Here is an 18,548-nt window from a genome sequence, read left to right as displayed (position 1 = left end):
GGCAATTGCCGGTTTTTTTGTGCCTGCCATTCAGCCACTGTAATAACGCCGCGAGGTACCGACCTCAGGCCAGCACCAGGTTATCGCGGTGCACCAGCTCTTCCTCGCCCATGAAGCCCAGCAATGACTCGATTTCGCGACTGGGACGACCGATAATTCGACGCGCATCCTCTACGCCGTAATTTGCCAGCCCGCGTGCAACCACACGCCCCTGCTCGTCCATCATCATCACCATCTCGCCACGCGAGAAATCACCGCTGACCGAGCGCACTCCAGCAGGCAGGAGACTCTTGCCCCGTTCCGCCAGCGCCATCACGGCACCAGCATCCAGCACCAGCGTACCGCGCGCCTGCAGGTGCCCGGCAATCCACTGCTTGCGTGCCGCCATGGGCTCTCTCTCAGGCAACAGTAGAGTACCGATCAGCTCACCGCGGTGGAGCCGCAGCAGCACATCCGGCTCGCGCCCACTGGCAATCAGCGTCAGTGCACCAGAGCGCGCTGCCAGCTTGGCTGCACGCACCTTGGTCGCCATGCCACCGCGTCCAAGCCGACCACCATCTCCAGCCATGGCGACCAGTCGCTCATCCTCCGCCATCGCTTCACTGATCAGCTCTGCATCGGGATTGCTGCGCGGATCAGCGGTATACAGCCCCTGCTGATCAGTCAGCAGTACCAGCACATCCGCTTCGACCGCGTTGGCCACCAATGCCCCCAGCGTATCGTTATCACCGAAGCGAATCTCACTGGTGACAACGGTATCGTTTTCGTTGACCACTGCAACCACACCCAGCTCGATCAGAGTACGCAGCGTGGAGCGAGCATTGAGATAGCGCTTGCGATTGGACAGGTCATCATGGGTCAACAATATCTGGGCCGTGTGCATGCCGTGACGACGGAAATTGGTTTCATAGGCCTGCACCAACCCCATTTGACCGACAGCCGCTGCCGCTTGAAGGCGGTAAATCTCGCGCGGACGCCCAGCCCAGCCCAGCCGGGTCATTCCCTCAGCCACCGAGCCGGAAGACACCAGCACCACCTCGACACCACTGCGCGTCAGCTCAACCAGCTGGTCCACCCAGTGCGCAATGGCGACCTGATCCAGCCCCTGACCATCATTGGTCAGCAGCGCACTGCCAATCTTGACCACCCAGCGCCCGCGCTGGGTCAGACCATTACGTCCCGCTGTCACCTTATACCTTCTCCGTCAGGGTACATACTCCACTTCGACATCGTAATCATCATCGTCGAAGTCATCATCATCGAGGCCATCATCCGCCATGCGACGCGCCCGTTGCTCCATGCGCAGACGCTGCAGATTTTCACGCGCCTCTTCATCGATCAGTGCACGCGTATGCCGCTCCTGCTCGAGCAGTTCCGGATCTTCCGCTATTGCTGCCGCACGGGCATCCAGAAAATCCTGCAGATCATGCACCAGCGGCGTCAGCCCCAGCTTGTTCAGCGCTGAAATTCGATACACTGGACCTTCCCAGCCCAACGCGTCGATTACGGCCTGACAGGCTGCATCCTGCTCCTCTTCAGGCAACATATCCAGCTTGTTCAGCACCAGCCAGCGCGGCTGTTGCGCCAGCGTCTGGCTGAATTTTTCAAGTTCGTTCACGGCGGTCACCGCCGCCTGCGCGGGCGTAGTTTCATCCCAGGGCGCCATATCCACCAGATGCAGCAGCACCCGGTTGCGCGCCAGATGCTTGAGGAAGCGAATCCCCAGCCCCGCGCCTTCGGCCGCACCTTCGATGATGCCCGGAATATCGGCCACCACGAAGCTGCGATGCGCTTCGGTGCGCACCACGCCAAGGTTGGGCACCAGCGTTGTAAACGGGTAATCCGCCACCTTCGGCTTGGCTGCCGAGATGGAGCGAATAAGGGTGGACTTGCCCGCATTGGGCAGACCCAGCAACCCTACATCGGCCAATACTTTCAGCTCCAGCCGCAGGTTGCGCAATTCGCCTTCACTGCCTTTGGTGGTCTGGCGTGGTGCGCGGTTGACACTGCTCTTGAAGCGCGTATTACCCAGGCCATGAAAACCGCCCTGAGCAATCTTGTCCTGCTGACCAATACGGGTTAGATCCGCCAACACCTCTCCGGTATCGACATCCACTATTGTTGTACCCACAGGCACCTTCAGGATGAGATCTTCCCCCTTGGAGCCGGTACAGTTGCGCCCGCTGCCGGATTCACCGTTCTGCGCCTTGAATCGGCGGGTAAAGCGATAGTCGATCAGCGTATTGAGCGATTCATCCGCCTCAACCCAGATCGAGCCACCATCACCGCCATCTCCGCCATCAGGCCCGCCCTTTGGAATGAATTTCTCACGCCGGAAGCTCAGACAGCCGTTACCACCCTTGCCAGCTTCCACTGTGATGGTCGCTTCATCTACAAATTTCATCATTACCTCCAACTTTCATTCATCCCGGGATCAGAGGAGTACACCCCCTCAATCCGGGCGGGACAGCCGGACGCTTGCGCACGGCCGCCTGCAAACGAAAAAAGCCCCGCCTGGGCGGAGCTTTTCGATGCGAGTATCAGATCACTGCTCAGGCAGGAACGACGCTCACATATTTACGGTTGTTCGGACCCTTGACCTCGAACTTGACCACGCCGTTTGCAGTTGCAAACAGGGTGTGATCCTTGCCCAGACCAACGTTGGTGCCGGCGTGGAACTTGGTGCCACGCTGACGGATCAGAATGTTACCCGCGATAACGGCCTGACCACCGAAACGCTTTACGCCCAGACGCTTTGATTGTGAGTCGCGGCCGTTACGCGTTGAACCACCAGCCTTCTTATGAGCCATTATTCAATCTCCTAATTCGGTTGATCAGCCACTGATGCCAGTGATTTTAACTTCTGTAAACCACTGACGGTGACCCTGACGCTTCATGTGATGCTTGCGGCGACGGAACTTGATGATGGTGACCTTGTCACCACGGCCGTGAGCTACAACTTCTGCAGCCACTTTGGCACCTTCAACAACCGGAGCACCGACCTTAACGTCGTCGCCGTTACCGACCAGCAAAACGCGGTCGAACTCAACGCTGGAACCTGCTTCAGCAGTCAGTTTTTCCAGCTTCAGTGTCTGTCCTTCCTGCACACGGTACTGTTTACCGCCGCTTACGATTACTGCAAACATGCTTTTCTCCAAGTATTAACCTGCCCGGCTACTGGAAACGAAACCTACTTCTAATGGCCGAAGTCTGAAGACTTCTGGACACCCTATGGTAGGGAGCGATCGTGGACAGGTTTAAGGCGCGCAATTTTACCCGAGTCCCTCGCCACAGGCAAGCGCAATCCTTGCCAAATCCCCCGCCCCGACGCCCGTCTCCCAGCTCGGCTTGACACCCTTCTCCCAGCCCCCTAGCATGCGGCGGGTGTTCAGTCCACATACAGAACCCCGCCCATGCAGCCACACCAGCTTAATCCGACCATAGAGCCGCAGTTCGATGCGGTAACCGATTATATTCTTAACCACCTTGGGTCGACTGTGCCCCTGGTCGAGAAGATCGGTCACTATATTGTCGCCGGCGGCGGCAAGCGACTGCGCCCGCTGCTGGTACTGCTCAGCGCCAACGCTTGCGGCTACAGGGGCGAGCAGCACATTCCGCTGGCCGCCGTAATCGAATTCATCCATACCGCTACCCTGCTGCACGACGATGTTGTGGATAACTCAGAGCTGCGCCGTGGCAATGCAACCGCCAATGCCAAATGGGGCAATGCGCCCAGCGTACTGGTGGGTGATTTTCTCTATTCCCGCGCTTTCCAGATCATGGTCGAGATAAACCGCATGGAGATCATGCAGGTGATCTCCAATGCAACTACCGTAATCGCCGAAGGTGAAGTGTTACAGCTGCTGAATCAGCGCAACCCGGACACCTCCGAAGAGTCCTACATGCAGGTCATTCTCGGCAAAACGGCGATGCTGTTTGAGGCTGCTACCGAAGTTGGCGCCATTCTGGCCGATGCCAGCGCAGAGGAGCGCGAAGCACTGCGACTGTACGGTCGCCACCTGGGTATCGCCTTCCAGCTGGTGGACGACCTGATGGACTATCTGTCCGACAGCGCCACCATGGGCAAGAATGTCGGTGATGACCTGGCGGAAGGCAAGGCCACCCTGCCACTGATCCACGCCATGCGAGTCGGCAGCGAGACTGAGCGCAAACTGATTCGTGGCGCTATTCGCGAAGGCGGTCTGGACGATCTGCAACCGGTACTGGATATCGTGCAGCGCACAGGGTCAATCGACTACACCCGTCAGCAGGCCGAAGCCGAAGTCAGTCGCGCCATTACCGCGCTGGAAGCACTGCCGGCCAGTTCTTTCCGTGAGACACTCACCACCCTGGCACAGATGGCAACCCGCCGCACCAGCTGATCCCTGAGCACGCTGCAGCTCGACTGCGGCGTGCAACTTGAGCCTTTGCAGCCGCTAAAATCCCCCATCTGATCCGATATCGATCAAATAAGGGCACACAGGCCGTGCCTGCAGGCAGTCAAATCGGTATAATCGGGCAAATTTTATGAAATGCCTTGGATATACGGTTTCCTATGACTAGACCCTCCTCCTTTGAACGTGAAGAGCTGCTCAAGTGCGGCCATGGCGAGATGTTCGGCCCAGGCAATGCCCAGCTGCCGGTCGGCAACATGCTGATGCTGGACCGCATCATCGACATCAACACCGATGGTGGTCAGTACGGCAAGGGTGAGATCATCGCCGAACTCGATATCCGCCCAGACCTTTGGTTCTTTGACTGCCACTTCCCGGGAGACCCTGTCATGCCGGGCTGTCTCGGTCTTGATGCCATGTGGCAGCTGGTAGGCTTTTTCCTCGGCTGGCGCGGCAATGAAGGACGCGGACGCGCACTGGGCTCCGGTGAAGTCAAGTTCACCGGTCAGGTGCTTCCCACCGCCAGCAAGGTGACCTATCACATCGAACTCAAGCGTGTCATCGAGCGCAAGCTGGTTATGGGTATAGCCGATGGTTCACTGTCTGTTGACGGCCGTACCATCTATACTGCCACGGACCTGCGTGTCGGCCTGTTCAAGCAGACAGATAACTTCTGAGCCTGAACTTCGACCCGTTAACCTTGCCATATAATAAGACAGTATATTTCTGAACGATTGAAGAGAGGCTACACATGCGACGCGTCGTTGTGACCGGTATGGGGATCGTTTCCTGCCTGGGAAATGATCTGGAAACAGTTCTGGACTCACTGAAGCAGGGGCGCTCCGGCATCAAGTTTCAGCCGGAGTACAAGGAGCTTGGCTTCCGCAGTCAGGTTGCGGGCAGCATCGATATCGACCTGGACAGCCTGATCGATCGCAAGCTGCGTCGATTCATGGGCAACGCTGCGGCTTATGCCTACCTGGCCATGAAGCAGGCGATTGAAGATTCCGGCCTGAGCGAAGACCAGATCTCCAATGTCCGTACCGGCCTGATCGCCGGCTCAGGGGGTGCATCTTCAGCCGATATCGTTGAAACCGCTGATATTCTGCGTGAAAAAGGTGTCCGCCGCGTAGGCCCCTACCGCGTTACCCGCACCATGGGCTCCACCGTCTCCGCCTGTCTGGCAACTCCGTTCAAGATCAAGGGTGTCAACTACTCGATCACCTCAGCCTGCGCGACCAGTGCACACTGCATCGGTAACGCCATGGAGCAGATCCAGCTCGGCAAGCAGGACGTTGTTTTTGCCGGTGGTGGTGAAGAGCTGCACTGGTCGCTGAGTGTCATGTTTGACGCCATGGGCGCGCTGTCCAGCAAGTACAACGATACTCCGGAAAAAGCGTCTCGTGCTTATGACGCCAATCGCGACGGTTTCGTGATCGCAGGTGGTGCCGGCATGCTGGTGCTCGAAGAACTGGAGCACGCCAAAGCTCGTGGCGCCAAGATTTACGCTGAGCTGACTGGCTACGGCGCTACTTCCGACGGCTACGACATGGTTGCACCGTCCGGTGAAGGCGCCATTCGCTGCATGCAGCAGGCGATGGCCACCGTAGATGGCCCCATCGACTACATCAACTCCCACGGCACCTCCACTCCGGCTGGTGACATTCAGGAGCTGAAGGCGATGAAGCAGACCTTCGGTGACAAGATGCCGCCGGTCAGCTCTACCAAGTCACTCACCGGTCACTCACTGGGCGCCACCGGTGCACAGGAAGCGATCTACTCGATCCTGATGCAGCAGAACAACTTCATCTGTGCGTCGGCCAACATCGAAGAACTGGATCCGGAAGCGGCCGGCATGCCGGTTGTCACGGAACGCAAGGACAACATCGAGCTCAAGCGCGTCATGTCCAACAGCTTCGGCTTCGGCGGCACCAACTCAACTTTGGTGTTCGAGAAATACGAAGGCTGATACTGCGGCCAGCCCCATTGGCTGGCCCATAAAAAAGCCGCTCATAATGGAGCGGCTTTTTTATGGGCCGAATTCAACCTTAGCTTACTCCAGACTGCCCTGCTCTCGCATGGTCTGCTCCAGCCAGCCTGCTACTTCAGCATGCACTTCATCCACACTGCGCCCTTCCGTCTGGATCGCGGGACCTACACTGACCTGCACGGTGCCGGGATACTTGACGAACGAGTTACCGGGCCAGTAAAGACCCGCATTATGTGCCACCGGTACAATCGGTACACCGCGACTCACGGCCAGCATCGCACCGCCCTTGTTCAGCTTGCCCATCTGCCCCACAGGTACACGTGTACCCTGCGGGAAAATCAGCAATGGAATACCGCTGTCCAGCCGCTGCTGCCCCTGCTCCAGCAGCTGTTTCAGCGCACCGCGCCGCTTGCTGCGATCAAGCGCGATCGGACGCAACAGTGCCAGTGCCCAGCCGAACAGCGGGATTCGTAGCAGCTCGCGCTTGAGCACCACGGCCTGAGGCCGAATGAGTGTCTGGAAGTACAGCGTCTCCCACTCGCTCTGATGATTGGCCACAACCACATACGCACCTTCTTTTGGAAGATGCTCACGCCCCTTCAGTTCAACCCCCAAACCACAGCAGATGCGCAACCAATCGATATAAAAATAATTGATCAGGGTCAGAAACTTGAACCGGGCCCGAAACGGCAGCAATGGGCCAATCAGCAAACAGGGGATCGCAAACAGCATTGTCAACGGGTAAAAGCCAACCGCATAGAGCAGGCCGCGCAGATACAGCCGCATGCCCCCAGAGCGTTGAGCAGGCATCAGCTCTCCCCCTGGCTGGCATTGTGATGATTGAAGACCGGGTTGGCGTACATCTGACGCAGGAACGGCCGCTCCTCATCGCTCACACTTTCAAGGCGCGCGTCAAAGGCCTGCTGCTGCTCGACACTGACCGCCTCGCCGGCAGCAGCAAGATTGCTTGGGTGCAGCCGGTAATTGAGGTGGATTTGACGATCGATTTCAGCGGCAATCTGCTCAGGGGTTTCAAACTCGCCACTCAGCGGAGTACCAAAAGCGATGTGAACCTCCCCCTTGTCGCCGGTAATGCCTCGGACAATACTGCTGATATCCTCGTATTCAGATTTCTCGTATGCACCGTGCAGCGCAACAGCGGCCAGCTCACGAGCCTTGAGCGCATCACAGGGGTCAAGCTCATAGGCAATGGATACCGGTACAATGTTGAGCCGCCCCACCATCTCGCCCAGGCTGCGCTGCTTGCGGTGCGACATGTAGAACATTTTCATCAATGCCGGATCTGTACGGTCATTGCCATCCTTCGCCCGCCCCTCGCGCTGCGCAATCCAGATTGAGTGGCCATTGCTGATGCTGTGATCGATGTAGGAAGAGAGTTGAGTCAGCGCCGACATCATCTCTCGCCCCTTGGCAGAGCGATTAACGATGAAGCTTTTATTAAGCCGCATCAGGTCCGACACATAGGGTTTGCGCAGAAGGTTATCACCGATCGCAATGCGCACCGTCGACATGCCAGCCTTATAGCGAACCCAGTTCACAAACGCCGGGTCCATGGCGATGTCACGGTGATTGGATACGAACAGATAAGCTTCGTTGGGGTCCAAACGCTCAATACCCGAGCAGCTAACCCGCGTTGTGGTGCGTCCGATCATTTTCTGCATGTAATCGGCCACCAGCTGCTGGAAACCATCTATGCTTTCGATCTCGCCAACTCGTGCTGCCACAGCAATGCGCACCAGTGGACGCAGCAGCCAGCCCAGCGGGCCGGAAGCCCTGGGAAACTGGTAGCGTGTCAGGGCCGAGATACATTCGTCGTCGCGCACCAGCCGCTGAAGTACCGCCTCGACTTCATCATCCCGGTAGGGGCGGATGGACTGATAGGGATCCGGTGTCAGAGTCTGAGCATTCATTCGCGTATGTCACGCCTCTAGCGGCTGCTGAAAAGTTGCACATTTTACCCTGTTACTGCCCGTTTTACAGTGCAACGGGAGGTAAAACATTACCCTGCAGGCAAAGGCGAATTTCAAATCAGACATGCCGCAGGTATAGTGAAGCCCATCCAACACCCACCCGCCTGCAATAGTTGAGGAAACCGGCATTGAATACTTACCTGATGCTTAAACATGCACACCTGACCATGGTCGGACTGAGTATCATCCTGTTCATGTTGCGCGCAGCACTTATGCTGGTTTGGCCCAAGGCGCTCAATGCTCGCTGGCTCAAGATTTTCCCCCATGTGATCGATACATTGCTGCTGGTCAGTGCGATCGGCCTGATGCTGGTGCTGTCGCAATACCCGCTCACCCATCACTGGCTCACAGCCAAGATACTGGGTCTGGTCGGATATATTGGTTTTGGAACGGTTGCGCTGAAGCGTGGCAAAACAATGAAAACACGCCTGCTGGCTCTGGTCGCGGCACTGTTGTGTCTGGGGTATATTCTGGCAGTGGCTTTGACGCGTTCTGCCAGCCTTGGGCTGTTTTAAAATGTGAAGGTATACGGCGAACATTTAGAGTTCGCCGTAATGCTCCCGAATGACGCGCTGCAACTCACTGCGCCAGGGACGCTGACGAATACCGAAGGTACTGAGCAGCTTACGGCACTTGAGCACAGATGAAGCCGGCCGCTGTGCAGCAGCCGGATAATCAGCCGATGCTACGGCACGAAGTTCCTGTACAGCAAGCTCCTCATACTGCCGCGCCGCGGCCAGAATCGCCTCACTGAAGCCATAACGGGAGGTGATTTCAGCACCGCAATAGTGATAGGTTCCCCACACATCAATACCGCAGGTCAGCTGGCGCAGGATGGCTAGGATGACACGCGCCACATCTTCAGCCGAGGTAGGGCAGCCACGCCGGTCATCAACCGCCTCAATCATGGCTTCATGCCGCGCCTGCTCCAGTGTACGCAAAAGATAATTGTCACCACGGGCACTGAACACCCAGCTCACACGCAGGATAAGATGTTGAGAGTGCAGGTTGCGCACGGATTCTTCACCTTCCCACTTGCTGCGCCCAAATACGCCCAGCGGGGAGGCAGCGTCATCCTCACTGTAGCCACTGGCATAGTGGCCATCGAAGACATAGTCCGAGGACAGGTGCAGCAGCGGGATACTGAGCAGCGCACAGGCGGCAGCAAGGCTGGCCGCGCCAGCACTGTTCACGGCCAAGGCCTGATCAGGCTGCCGTTCGGCATCATCAACCCGGTTGAAGCCGGCACAGTTGATCACGTAGTCAGGCAGGTGTCGTTCAAGTTGCTGTCGGATCTGCTCAGGGTCGGTCACATCAAGTTTGCGTCGTCCCAGGGCGATACACTCAAGCCCCTGCTGTTGCAACAACAGCTCCGCCAGAGCATGACCAATCTGGCCATCCGCTCCGCAGATGAGAACCTTGGCTGATGTTGTATAGGCGCTGGCCACCATTGACGGGATGTTCACCTGTTACTGGAATGAAAGTTCGGGGGCAAGCCCGGTTCATTTCGAGCATACCGCAAACTCTGCCCCTGCACACCTGCCCGATATGAAAAAAGTGCCCTGCAACAGACACAAAAGCCCCGCGTTGCGGGGCCTTTGAACAGGTATTGCTGCAGTCGCGTGGATCAGCTCTCAGAACGGGATGTCATCATCAAAGTCATCAAAACCCGGGGCTGGCTGCTGAGGTTGTTGCGCAGGCTGTTGTGCCGGCTGCTGACGCGGAGCCTGCTGTGGCGGTGCCTGATTGTATTGTTGTGGCTGACCATAGCCCATGTCGCCGCCCTGAGGTGCATAACCGCCACCCTGTGAAGGTTGCTGGTAACCACCACCCCCTTCACCACCGCGTCCATCCAGCATCTGCATCTCGCTGGCTACAATTTCAGTCGTGTAGCGATCCTGGCCATCCTGTCCCTGCCACTTGCGGGTACGCAGGGAGCCCTCAATGTAAACCTTTGAACCCTTGCGCAGATACTCGCCCGCAATTTCAGCCAGACGGTTGAAGAATACGACCCGATGCCACTCGGTACGCTCCTGCATCTGTCCGCTCTGTTTGTCTTTCCAGCTATCGCTGGTGGCAAGGTTCACGTTGGTGACCGCATTGCCAGATGGCATGTAACGTACTTCGGGATCAGCTCCCAGATTACCGATCAGAATTACTTTATTGATACCGCGCGCCATCTCACTCTCCCGTTATCCTGTTAGCCTGGGCCACCGCATCCTGCATGTGGCCGTACGCCCATGAGGATACCACAAGCACAGCTGTTTTTGCTGTCCCGCTATAGGCTCTATAATAGTCCTTTTTGCCAGCCAAGGCGGAGCCGCAATGGACAAGATTCTGGTACGGGGTGCACGCACCCACAACCTGAAAAATATTGACCTCGATATCCCCCGCGACCAGTTGATCGTCATCACAGGGCTGTCGGGATCAGGCAAGTCCTCACTCGCCTTCGACACTCTCTACGCCGAAGGACAGCGCCGCTACGTGGAATCCTTGTCCACCTATGCACGCCAGTTCCTGTCGATGATGGAAAAGCCCGATGTAGACCATATCGAAGGACTGTCACCGGCCATATCGATCGAGCAGAAATCCACATCGCATAATCCCCGCTCGACAGTTGGTACCATCACCGAGATTTACGATTACCTGCGTCTGCTCTTTGCCCGAGCAGGCGAACCGCGCTGCCCTGAACATGACTTGCCGCTGGCGGCACAGACCGTCAGCCAGATGGTTGATCAGGTGCTCGCACTGCCCGAAGGCACACGCGTAATGCTGTTGGCTCCCGTCGTACAGGGCCGCAAGGGTGAGCACTTACATATCATCAGCCAGCTGCGCAGCCAGGGCTTCGTCCGCGCCCGTATAGATCGGCTGGTGGTCGATCTTGATGATGCCCCAACACTGGACAAGAAACGCAAACACGATATTGAAGTGGTGGTTGATCGCATCAAGGTTCGAGAGGACCTTCAAACCCGCTTGGCAGAATCATTTGAAACCGCTCTGGAGCTGAGCGATGGCATTGCCAGAATTGCCCCCATGGATGAGGGTATGGAGGAGATGGTGTTTTCGGCACGTTTCGCCTGCCCGACCTGTGGCCACAGCATTCAGGAACTCGAGCCTCGTTTGTTCTCATTCAACAACCCCCACGGCGCCTGCCCTGCCTGTGATGGTCTTGGGGTACGACAGTATTTTGATCCAGCCAAACTGGTACAGGACGCATCACTGACCCTTGCACAGGGTGCCATACGTGGCTGGGATAAGCGAAGTCTCTACTATTACCAACAGCTGCAGGCGGTAGGTCAACACTACGGCTTTGATCTGGATACCCCGTTTGAGAAACTCAGCGAACAACACCGCAATATCATTCTGCACGGCAGTGGTGATGACAGCGTAGACTTTCACTACCGTAATGACCGAGGCGAACGCGTTAAGAAGGCGCACCCCTTTGAAGGCGTGATCAATAATCTGGAGCGGCGCTACCGGGAAACCGAGTCCGAAAGCGTACGCGAAGACTTGGCTCGCTATCTCAACATGCATGCATGCCCCTCATGCAATGGCAGCCGACTGCGTGCTGACGCGCGCCATGTATTTATTGACCAACGCACTCTGCCTGATCTTGTACGCCTGCCGATTGGTCAGGCAAAAGAGTACTTTGAACAGCTTGAACTCGGAGGCAAACAAGGCGAGATCGCCGACAAGATTCTGAAAGAGATTCGTGAACGCCTGAGTTTTCTGGTCAATGTAGGACTCGACTACCTATCGCTTGAACGCAGTGCTGATACTCTTTCAGGTGGTGAAGCCCAGCGCATCCGACTGGCAAGTCAGATTGGTGCAGGTCTGGTCGGTGTCATGTATGTACTGGATGAGCCATCCATCGGACTGCATCAACGCGACAATGAACGTCTGCTCAAAACTCTGGAACACCTGCGTGACCTGGGCAATACCGTCATCGTAGTTGAACACGATGAAGACGCCATCCGCATGGCGGATTATCTGATTGATATCGGCCCCGGAGCCGGCGTACATGGCGGGCGTGTCATCGCCGCGGGCCTGCCCCAGACCATTATGGACAATCCCGAATCGATCACAGGCCAGTATCTGTCCGGCAAACGGTCGATTGCGATACCGGAACAACGCAAGCCGGTGGACAGTGACAGGATACTGCGTCTGATAGGCGCCAGCGGCAACAACCTGCAGAAGGTGACGCTCGAAATTCCTGTTGGACTGATGACCTGTGTGACCGGCGTGTCGGGTTCCGGCAAATCCACATTGATCAACAACACGTTGTACCCGGTTGCCGCCACGGCACTTAATCATGCGACAACGCTGGACGCGGCACCTTATGAGCGGATTGAAGGATTGGATCTGTTTGACAAGGTCATCGATATAGACCAGAGTCCGATTGGACGCACTCCACGCTCCAACCCCGCGACCTATACCGGTATTTTTACACCGATCCGTGAACTCTTTTCCGGGACCCAGGAAGCACGCTCACGCGGCTACAAACCGGGACGTTTCAGCTTCAATGTAAAGGGTGGCCGCTGTGAAGCCTGCCAGGGGGACGGCGTAATCAAGGTGGAGATGCACTTCCTGCCGGACATCTATGTGCCCTGCGATATCTGCAAGGGCAAGCGCTATAACCGTGAAACCCTGGAAGTGAAGTACAAGGGCAAGAGCATCGATGAGGTATTACAGCTGACGGTTGAGGATGCGCGTGAATTCTTCGACGCCATACCAGCGCTGGCACGACGGCTGCAAACCCTGATCGATGTCGGCCTCAGCTATATTCGTCTCGGACAGGCAGCGACGACACTTTCGGGCGGCGAAGCACAACGTGTCAAACTGGCGCGAGAATTGAGTAAGCGGGACACCGGCAAGACCCTGTATATTCTTGACGAGCCCACCACCGGGCTGCATTTCTATGACATACAGCAACTGCTCAATGTCCTTGATCGCCTGCGGGATCACGGCAATACCATCGTCGTGATTGAACACAACCTGGACGTAATCAAGACCGCCGACTGGATCATAGACCTGGGCCCGGAAGGTGGCAGCGGTGGTGGCGAAATCATTGCCACCGGCACACCTGAGACCGTTGCAAACGTGCCACAGTCACATACCGGACGCTTCCTGAAACCCATGTTGAAATCTGTCTGACCTTGTGCGGGCTGTCACCAACACTACAGCCCGCCTTCACCAAATTACAGGCGAAAAAAAACCCGGTAACCAAAGGCACCGGGTTTTTTTAACAGTTCAGAAGAGTATTAATCTTCTGCACTCTCATCTGCAACAGTCTGACCAACCGGACGATCTACCAGTTCAACGTAGGCCATTGGAGCCTTGTCGCCGGCACGGTATCCGCACTTGAGAATGCGGATATAGCCACCGGGACGAGCCGCGTAACGCGGACCCAGTTCGTTGAACAGTTTACCTACAGCATCGTTGCTGCGGGTACGGGAGAACGCCAGACGACGGTTAGCAACCGAATCGATCTTGGCCAGAGTGATCAGCGGCTCAGCAAAGCGGCGCAGTTCTTTAGCTTTAGGCAGAGTAGTCTTGATCAGTTCGTGTTCGAACAGAGACACTGCCATATTTTTGAACATCGCTTTGCGGTGAGCACTTGTACGATTTAAGTGTCGACCAGATTTACGATGACGCATTTTCTAAATCCTTTGCAGCTTAGGGTTAGAAGTCAGACTCAAGAGGCAACCTTGTCATCGCCTTTCAGACTGGCCGGGGGCCAGTTTTCCAGACGCATGCCAAGCGACAGACCTTTAGATGCCAGCACATCTTTGATCTCGGTCAGAGACTTCTTGCCCAAGTTAGGAGTCTTCAGCAGCTCTACTTCGGTGCGCTGGATCAGATCACCAATATAATAGATCTGCTCTGCTTTCAGACAGTTCGCGGAACGTACAGTCAGCTCCAGGTCGTCGACCGGGCGCAGAAGAACAGGATCAATCTCCGGCTCATTCGGCTCGGCGCGAGTCTGTTCACCCGCGTCTTCCAGATCAACAAACACGACCAGCTGCTGCTGCAGTATGGTAGCCGCACGACGGATGCACTCTTCCGGATCGATAGTACCGTTGGATTCAATATCGATCACGAGCTTGTCCAGGTCGGTGCGCTGTTCTACACGTGCACTTTCAACTGCATAGGACACGCGCAGAACAGGGCTGTAGCTGGCATCCAGCTGCAGACGTCCGATGGCACGAGTTTCATCCTCGTCGCTGTTACGTGAGTCAGCCGGCACATAGCCACGGCCGCGTGTCACGCGCAGCTGCATGTTCAGTGCAGCACCCGGATTCAGGTGAGCAATCACATGTTCGGGATTGGCAATTTCAACGTCCTGAGTCAGCTGAATATCGCCAGCCGTGACAGAACCTGCCTCTGACTTGGAGAGTGTCAGAAGCGCCTCATCACCGTTGTGCAGAGCAATGGCAACACCTTTGAGGTTCAGCAGGATCTCGATGACATCCTCCTGCACCCCTTCTATGCTGCTGTACTCGTGCAACACACCCTCAATCTCAACTTCCGAAATTGCACAACCCGGCATGGAAGAGAGCAGGATACGGCGCAGCGCATTGCCCAGGGTATGGCCGAACCCTCGCTCCAGTGGCTCAAGAGTCACCTTGGCGCGGGTTTTGCTAATCTCCTGCACGTCAATGTGACGCGGGTAAAGAAACTCGTTTACTGAACGCTGCATAGTTCCACCAGTCAAGAGTTCAAGAATTACTTCGAGTAGAGCTCGACGATCAGGTGCTCGTTGATGTCGGCTGAAAGATCGCTACGTTCCGGCAGGGACTTGAAAGTACCTTCCATCTTCGAAGCATCAACTTCAATCCATTCAACGGGAGCACGCTGAGCAGCCAGATCCAGTGCGTGTTTGATACGCAGCTGGTTTTTGGCTTTTTCGCGAACTGCTACTACGTCGCCAGCCTGTACCTGGTAGGAAGGAATATTAACTACCTGACCATTGACAGTGATCTGACGGTGAGACACAACCTGACGTGCTTCAGCACGGGTAGAACCATAACCCATGCGGTATACAACGTTGTCCAGACGGCCTTCGAGAAGCTGAAGCAGGTTTTCACCTGTAGCACCCTTGCGGCGTGCTGCTTCTTTGTAATAACCACGGAACTGACGTTCCAGCACGCCGTAAATGCGACGTACTTTTTGCTTTTCACGCAGCTGCAGACCGTATTCAGACAGGCGACCGCGACGGGCACCGTGAACACCGGGTACTGTTTCTGCTTTGCACTTGCTGTCAAGCGCGCGGACACCACTCTTCAGGAAGAGATCGGTGCCTTCACGACGGGACAGCTTGCACTTTGGTCCAAGATAACGAGCCATATTACCGTCTCCAGATTAAACGCGACGCTTCTTCGGCGGACGACAACCGTTGTGCGGAATCGGGGTCACGTCCGTGATGTTTGTGATTTTGTAGCCACAGCCGTTCAGTGCACGGACTGCTGACTCACGACCCGGTCCCGGGCCTTTCACAAACACGTCGAGGTTTTTCAGACCGTATTCCAGAGCTGCCTGACCGGCACGCTCAGCTGCCACCTGGGCGGCAAACGGGGTGCTCTTGCGGGAACCACGGAAGCCGGAGCCACCTGAAGTTGCCCAGCTCAGAGCATTACCCTGGCGATCGGTAATAGTGATGATAGTGTTGTTAAAAGAGGCGTGGATGTGCGCGAGCCCATCCGCTACCTGCTTTTTAACCTTTTTACGAGTGCGATTACCTGGCTTAGCCATATTCGGAAATTCCTATCGCTTACTTACGGATCGGCTTACGCGGCCCTTTACGGGTACGCGCATTGGTCTTGCTGCGCTGACCACGCACCGGCAAATTACGACGGTGACGCAGGCCACGGTAGCAACCGAGGTCCATAAGGCGCTTGATGTTCATGTTGACTTCACGACGCAAGTCGCCTTCAACGGTCAACTTGGCAATTTCACCACGAACATTATCGAGCTGCTCTTCAGACAGATCACCAATCTTGGTGCTAGGCGCAATGCCGGTAGCATCACAGATCTGTTGTGCAGTCGTGCGGCCTATCCCGTAAATGTAAGTCAGAGAAATTACCGCATGCTTATTGTCAGGAATATTGACGCCAGCTATACGGGCCATTCAATGTACTCCATATTTATGTCCTGGGAGAAATGCTCACCAGAACCAATCATTCTTTAGTTCGTGGAAGGCGCGCAATATTACACCCTGATCAAAAATAAATCAAGGCTACGCACCTCCACTCCCGGCCAGCTGTGGATTAACCCTGGCGCTGCTTGTGTCGGGGCTCCACTTTGCAGATCACGCGCACGGAACCGTTGCGTCGTACGATCTTGCAGTTACGGCAAATCTTTTTAACAGATGCACGTACTTTCATGATCCACCTCATTAGGCTTAGCGCAGCAGACCTGCGCCGCCTTTAAGATTCGATTTTTTCATCAGGGACTCATACTGGTGTGACATCAGATGCGACTGCACCTGCGCCATAAAGTCCATAACCACTACCACCACGATCAGCAACGATGTACCGCCGAAGTAGAATGGCACGTTCCAGGCTACCACCAGAAACTGGGGCATCAGCGAAACGGCCGTGATATAGAGTGCACCAAACAATGTCAGGCGACTCAGCACGGAGTCAATATACCGTGCGGACTGATCACCAGGACGAATCCCTGGAATAAAGGCACCTGATTTCTTCAGGTTATCTGCTACATCACGTGGATTGAAAACAATCGCAGTGTAGAAGTAGCAGAAGAACACAATTGCCATCGCAAACAGCAGAATGTACAGCGGCTGTCCTGGCCCAAGAGCCAGTGCCACATCCTGCAGCCACTCCATCCCTTCAGACTGACCAAACCATTGGCCAACCGAAGCCGGGAAGAGCAGGATGCTGGACGCGAAGATCGGCGGGATAACCCCAGCCATATTGACCTTCAAAGGCAGATGACTTGACTGCGCGGCATAGACACGACGTCCCTGCTGACGTTTTGCATAGTTAATGGTAATGCGGCGTTGGCCACGCTCCATGAACACAACAAAACCAACAGTAGCAATGGCCATGACAGCAATCGCCAGCAGCGCCAGGATATTGAGATCACCCTGGCGCGCTGATTCGAAGGACTGACCGATCGCACCCGGCAAACCAGCCACAATACCGGCAAAAATCAGAATCGAGATGCCGTTGCCAATGCCGTGCTCAGTGATCTGCTCACCCAGCCACATCAGGAATACAGCCCCTGCAACCAGCGTTACGACTGCTACAAAGTAGAAGCTCATATCGGCTGCGAAGGCAACGCCCTGACTGGCCAGACCAACTGCCATACCAAGCCCCTGTACAGTCGCGAGAATGACTGTACCGTAGCGGGTGTACTGGCTGATCTTGCGACGACCCGCCTCTCCTTCCTTCTTCAACTGCTCCAGGTGAGGACTGACCACTGTCATCAACTGCATGATTATGGATGCAGAGATGTAGGGCATGATCCCCAGCGCCAGGATTGACATCCTTTCCAGCGCACCACCTGAGAACATGTTGAACAGACTGAGAATGGTTCCCTGATTCTGATCAAACAGCGCAGCAAGACGATCAGGGTTGATACCCGGCACCGGAATATGAGCCCCGATACGGTATACGATGATCGCAATCAGAACGAATCTGAGACGAGCCCAAAGCTCTTTCAGTCCACTCTGCATGCCTGCCGGTATTTGTCCTTGCTTAGCCATTTACGCCTCGACTTTGCCGCCAGCAGCCTCGATCGCAGCCTGTGCACCTTTGGTCACTTTAAGACCTTTAACGGTGACTGCCTTTTTGATCTCACCAGACAGTATCACGCGTGCAGACTTGATCTCTTCACGGATGATATCAGCCTGTTTCAGCGCAGCCAGGTCGACAACGTCAACACCGGCAGCAGCCAGTTCGTTCAAACGAACTTCAGCTACATAGCGCGCCTGACGAGAGGTAAAACCAAACTTCGGCAGACGACGCTGGATTGGCATCTGACCGCCTTCGAAGCCCGGGTTCACGCTACCGCCAGAACGGGACTTCTGGCCCTTGTGGCCACGGCCACCAGTTTTACCCAGTCCGGAACCGATACCGCGACCTACACGCTTGGGAGCATGCTTGGAACCGGCGCCCGGGCGCAGAGAATTCAAACGCATTGGGTGACTCC

The 18,548-nt window shown here is 56.0% G+C and carries 21 protein-coding genes; 5 read left to right on the top strand and 16 right to left on the bottom strand.

Translation table 11 applies throughout. The features are described from left to right. Positions 1-64 precede the first annotated feature (64 nt). The 4 genes from proB to rplU form a co-directional block, all read right to left on the bottom strand. Entirely contained in the window at positions 65-1,189 is a 1,125-nt protein-coding gene (proB, locus tag CFI10_RS01430; protein WP_091826456.1) for a glutamate 5-kinase, read from the bottom strand. A 15-nt stretch (positions 1,190-1,204) separates the two neighbouring features. Further along, positions 1,205-2,404 (bottom strand): Obg family GTPase CgtA, encoded by a 1,200-nt coding sequence (gene cgtA / locus CFI10_RS01425; RefSeq protein ID WP_206841830.1) that lies wholly within the window; start codon positions 2,402-2,404, stop codon positions 1,205-1,207. 148 nt (positions 2,405-2,552) lie between these two features. After that, positions 2,553-2,810 carry a 50S ribosomal protein L27 gene (gene rpmA / locus CFI10_RS01420; RefSeq protein WP_091826454.1) on the bottom strand — a complete coding sequence of 86 codons (258 nt, stop codon included), beginning with the start codon at positions 2,808-2,810 and terminating at the stop codon, positions 2,553-2,555. 24 nt (positions 2,811-2,834) lie between these two features. Continuing rightward, positions 2,835-3,146, bottom strand: coding sequence for a 50S ribosomal protein L21 (gene rplU / locus CFI10_RS01415; RefSeq protein ID WP_091826453.1), 312 nt, complete (start codon positions 3,144-3,146; stop codon positions 2,835-2,837). A gap of 267 nt (positions 3,147-3,413) precedes the next feature. Between rplU and ispB the strand changes: the two genes are divergently transcribed. The 3 genes from ispB (at position 3,414) to fabB (ending at position 6,363) form a co-directional block, all read left to right on the top strand. Next, positions 3,414-4,382: an octaprenyl diphosphate synthase gene (ispB, locus tag CFI10_RS01410; RefSeq protein ID WP_091826451.1), complete on the top strand. Its 969-nt coding sequence runs from the start codon at positions 3,414-3,416 to the stop codon at positions 4,380-4,382. 173 nt (positions 4,383-4,555) lie between these two features. Next, on the top strand, positions 4,556-5,071 hold the full coding sequence (gene fabA, locus CFI10_RS01405) for a 3-hydroxyacyl-[acyl-carrier-protein] dehydratase FabA (protein WP_206838369.1): 516 nt from the start codon (positions 4,556-4,558) through the stop codon (positions 5,069-5,071). Between the two features lie 74 nt (positions 5,072-5,145). Then, positions 5,146-6,363 carry a beta-ketoacyl-ACP synthase I gene (gene fabB / locus CFI10_RS01400; RefSeq protein ID WP_206838349.1) on the top strand — a complete coding sequence of 406 codons (1,218 nt, stop codon included), beginning with the start codon at positions 5,146-5,148 and terminating at the stop codon, positions 6,361-6,363. 84 nt (positions 6,364-6,447) lie between these two features. Here fabB and CFI10_RS01395 read toward each other — a convergent pair whose 3' ends face one another. Both CFI10_RS01395 and CFI10_RS01390 read right to left on the bottom strand, forming a co-directional pair. Beyond that, positions 6,448-7,194 carry a lysophospholipid acyltransferase family protein gene (locus tag CFI10_RS01395; RefSeq protein ID WP_242530077.1) on the bottom strand — a complete coding sequence of 249 codons (747 nt, stop codon included), beginning with the start codon at positions 7,192-7,194 and terminating at the stop codon, positions 6,448-6,450. Then, positions 7,194-8,315, bottom strand: coding sequence for a 1-acyl-sn-glycerol-3-phosphate acyltransferase (locus tag CFI10_RS01390; RefSeq protein ID WP_206838335.1), 1,122 nt, complete (start codon positions 8,313-8,315; stop codon positions 7,194-7,196). The genes CFI10_RS01395 and CFI10_RS01390 overlap by 1 nt, the downstream gene beginning before the upstream one ends. 203 nt (positions 8,316-8,518) lie before the next feature. Between CFI10_RS01390 and CFI10_RS01385 the strand changes: the two genes are divergently transcribed. Next, positions 8,519-8,890 carry a SirB2 family protein gene (locus tag CFI10_RS01385; RefSeq protein WP_175527636.1) on the top strand — a complete coding sequence of 124 codons (372 nt, stop codon included), beginning with the start codon at positions 8,519-8,521 and terminating at the stop codon, positions 8,888-8,890. 24 nt (positions 8,891-8,914) lie between these two features. On the opposite strand, the gene rfbD is transcribed toward CFI10_RS01385, so the two are convergent. Beyond that, positions 8,915-9,841, bottom strand: a complete 927-nt coding sequence (rfbD, locus tag CFI10_RS01380) for a dTDP-4-dehydrorhamnose reductase (protein WP_242530076.1) — start codon at positions 9,839-9,841, stop codon at positions 8,915-8,917. A gap of 168 nt (positions 9,842-10,009) precedes the next feature. Then, positions 10,010-10,555: a single-stranded DNA-binding protein gene (gene ssb / locus CFI10_RS01375; RefSeq protein ID WP_091826440.1), complete on the bottom strand. Its 546-nt coding sequence runs from the start codon at positions 10,553-10,555 to the stop codon at positions 10,010-10,012. A 145-nt stretch (positions 10,556-10,700) separates the two neighbouring features. On the opposite strand from ssb, the gene uvrA reads away from it, so the two are divergent. Beyond that, positions 10,701-13,529, top strand: a complete 2,829-nt coding sequence (uvrA, locus tag CFI10_RS01370) for an excinuclease ABC subunit UvrA (protein WP_206838317.1) — start codon at positions 10,701-10,703, stop codon at positions 13,527-13,529. Positions 13,530-13,636: 107 nt separating this feature from the next. Here uvrA and rplQ read toward each other — a convergent pair whose 3' ends face one another. The 8 genes from rplQ to rplO form a co-directional block, all read right to left on the bottom strand. Beyond that, positions 13,637-14,032, bottom strand: coding sequence for a 50S ribosomal protein L17 (rplQ, locus tag CFI10_RS01365; protein ID WP_091826436.1), 396 nt, complete (start codon positions 14,030-14,032; stop codon positions 13,637-13,639). Positions 14,033-14,070: 38 nt separating this feature from the next. Then, on the bottom strand, positions 14,071-15,075 hold the full coding sequence (locus CFI10_RS01360) for a DNA-directed RNA polymerase subunit alpha (protein ID WP_091826434.1): 1,005 nt from the start codon (positions 15,073-15,075) through the stop codon (positions 14,071-14,073). 26 nt (positions 15,076-15,101) lie between these two features. Continuing rightward, positions 15,102-15,722, bottom strand: a complete 621-nt coding sequence (gene rpsD / locus CFI10_RS01355; RefSeq protein WP_091826432.1) for a 30S ribosomal protein S4 — start codon at positions 15,720-15,722, stop codon at positions 15,102-15,104. Between the two features lie 15 nt (positions 15,723-15,737). Then, positions 15,738-16,127 carry a 30S ribosomal protein S11 gene (rpsK, locus tag CFI10_RS01350; protein WP_010324082.1) on the bottom strand — a complete coding sequence of 130 codons (390 nt, stop codon included), beginning with the start codon at positions 16,125-16,127 and terminating at the stop codon, positions 15,738-15,740. Positions 16,128-16,146: 19 nt separating this feature from the next. Then, positions 16,147-16,503: a 30S ribosomal protein S13 gene (rpsM, locus tag CFI10_RS01345; protein ID WP_091826430.1), complete on the bottom strand. Its 357-nt coding sequence runs from the start codon at positions 16,501-16,503 to the stop codon at positions 16,147-16,149. 139 nt (positions 16,504-16,642) lie between these two features. Then, positions 16,643-16,759 carry a 50S ribosomal protein L36 gene (gene rpmJ, locus CFI10_RS01340; RefSeq protein WP_007021200.1) on the bottom strand — a complete coding sequence of 39 codons (117 nt, stop codon included), beginning with the start codon at positions 16,757-16,759 and terminating at the stop codon, positions 16,643-16,645. Between the two features lie 17 nt (positions 16,760-16,776). Continuing rightward, positions 16,777-18,102, bottom strand: coding sequence for a preprotein translocase subunit SecY (gene secY, locus CFI10_RS01335; protein ID WP_091826428.1), 1,326 nt, complete (start codon positions 18,100-18,102; stop codon positions 16,777-16,779). After that, on the bottom strand, positions 18,103-18,537 hold the full coding sequence (gene rplO, locus CFI10_RS01330; protein WP_091826427.1) for a 50S ribosomal protein L15: 435 nt from the start codon (positions 18,535-18,537) through the stop codon (positions 18,103-18,105). It abuts the gene before it with no gap. Positions 18,538-18,548: the final 11 nt, after the last annotated feature.

Origin of the sequence: Marinobacterium iners (assembly GCF_017310015.1) — a bacterium.
GTDB lineage: Bacteria > Pseudomonadota > Gammaproteobacteria > Pseudomonadales > Balneatricaceae > Marinobacterium > Marinobacterium iners.
The sequence above is the reverse complement of the archived record's forward strand: the minus strand, read 5'-3'. Positions and strand labels throughout refer to the sequence as shown.